This window comes from Bathymodiolus azoricus thioautotrophic gill symbiont (assembly GCF_001298715.1).
Lineage (GTDB): Bacteria > Pseudomonadota > Gammaproteobacteria > PS1 > Pseudothioglobaceae > Thiodubiliella.
Window position 1 is genome coordinate 1 of sequence record NZ_CDSC02000306.1, and the last position, 1428, is coordinate 1428.

Annotated in this window: 2 protein-coding genes; one reads left to right on the forward strand and one right to left on the reverse strand. The window is 34.9% G+C overall.

Going from position 1 to position 1428, the window contains the following annotated elements; genetic code table 11:
• Nucleotides 1-130: CopD family protein (locus BAZSYMA_RS05925; RefSeq protein ID WP_195910126.1), on the forward strand; the 130-nt coding region annotated here is incomplete at its 5' end.
• Here BAZSYMA_RS05925 and BAZSYMA_RS05930 read toward each other — a convergent pair.
• Complete coding sequence (locus BAZSYMA_RS05930; RefSeq protein ID WP_090716654.1) at nt 117-1391, reverse strand: chloride channel protein; 1275 nt, start codon at nt 1389-1391, stop codon at nt 117-119. The two genes, BAZSYMA_RS05925 and BAZSYMA_RS05930, sit on opposite strands and share 14 nt — an antisense overlap.
• Nucleotides 1392-1428 lie beyond the last annotated feature (37 nt).

A 1428-nucleotide genomic window follows, 5' to 3' on the forward strand; every position in this document is an offset into this window, starting at 1 on the left:
TTTTATTTTTGGATTTGGGTTAAAAGCGAATAACAATACTCGTTCACATATTTTTTATCGCTGGTTTAACGAATTTCCAGTACTAATACTGATAGCAATTGTTATTTTAGTTGTGGTTAAGCCTTTTTAGTGAGTTTTAGGTAGTTGTCAGCCAAGGCTTCGTAGATAGGTTGTTGGTAAATTTGTTTAGAGATAAAGTTAGCAATAAAGGCGACCAGTAATCCCGGGAGTAGTAAATGCAGACTCAGCGTCATTTCAAGAATGACAAAAGTTGAGGTGAGTGGTGCTCTAATCACCGCACTTAAATACCCAATCATTGCCATTATTATCACAACTTGCGTATTAATTTGTGTATAGAAATTAGCCACTTCTGAGCCAAGCCCCGCACCAATTGAAATGCTTGGCATAAAGACGCCACCTGGAATAGTAGATACAAATGAGCTTAGCGTGGCAAAGTATTTCATCACAACAAAGTCTAAACCCAGTGCTTTATTATTAAGAATTTGCAAAACTTCAGCATGTCCAGAACCTGCAATTTTCCCAGCAGACAAATAATTAAAAATTGCAACAACAACACCCAACAACAGTGCAATAATAATAACTTTAGTTTTGGTATGGGCAATAAATTTTTTAATCAAATAAAGCATTGCCCTAGCAAACAAACCGCCAAAAATCCCTGTAATAATTGCCAAAGGTAATAGTTGCCAAATTAGACTTAAGTCAAGCGAATGTAAAGATAAATCGCCTAAATAAGGGGCATTACCACGATAAATAATCGAAAATATATAAACCATCACGCTAACAATTGCAATAAGAATTAAGGCTTGTTTTTTTAGATTTCTACCAATTTCTTCATAAGCAAACAATATGCCAGCTATCGGTGCATTAAATGCCACAATCAGTCCTGCGCTACCGCCAATGGCAATCAGGGCGTGAATTAAAAATTTACGATTAAGTTTAATAAAACGATTAAAGCCATAAAAAATTGAACCACCAATATGAATGCTAGGCCCTTCAATGCCAATTGGCGCACCACCCAGCATTGCCAGAAAAATAAAACCTATTTTTCCCGTTGCCACTCTAAAAGAAAGTAATTTTTCACGAATAGATTTATTGCGTGAGTTAGTGGCAGCAATAAGTTGTGGAATACCACTGCCTTGCACAAAGTGACAATACTGCTTGGCAAAATAAATAATTGCAACAAAAGTAATTGGTGTAATAATAAAATTTAAAACAGGATACTCAACAATGAAAGTTTTAAAAATATGCTGTGAAAATCCACTAATAGATAAGAAAAAAGTAACAGCCACTACTGTCAAAACACTGGCAAGTGTTAGTAATGCATAAGTTTTTAACTCATTGGGAAAGTGGTGGGCAATGTATCTTTTCATTGGTTAAATAAATGGTGTATGAAAAATAGGTTTATTG

Coding starts and splice junctions, on each gene's coding strand:
- BAZSYMA_RS05930 (WP_090716654.1), bottom strand. CDS start 1,391: ATGAAAAGATACATTGCCCACCACTTTCCCAATGAGTTAAAAACTTAT.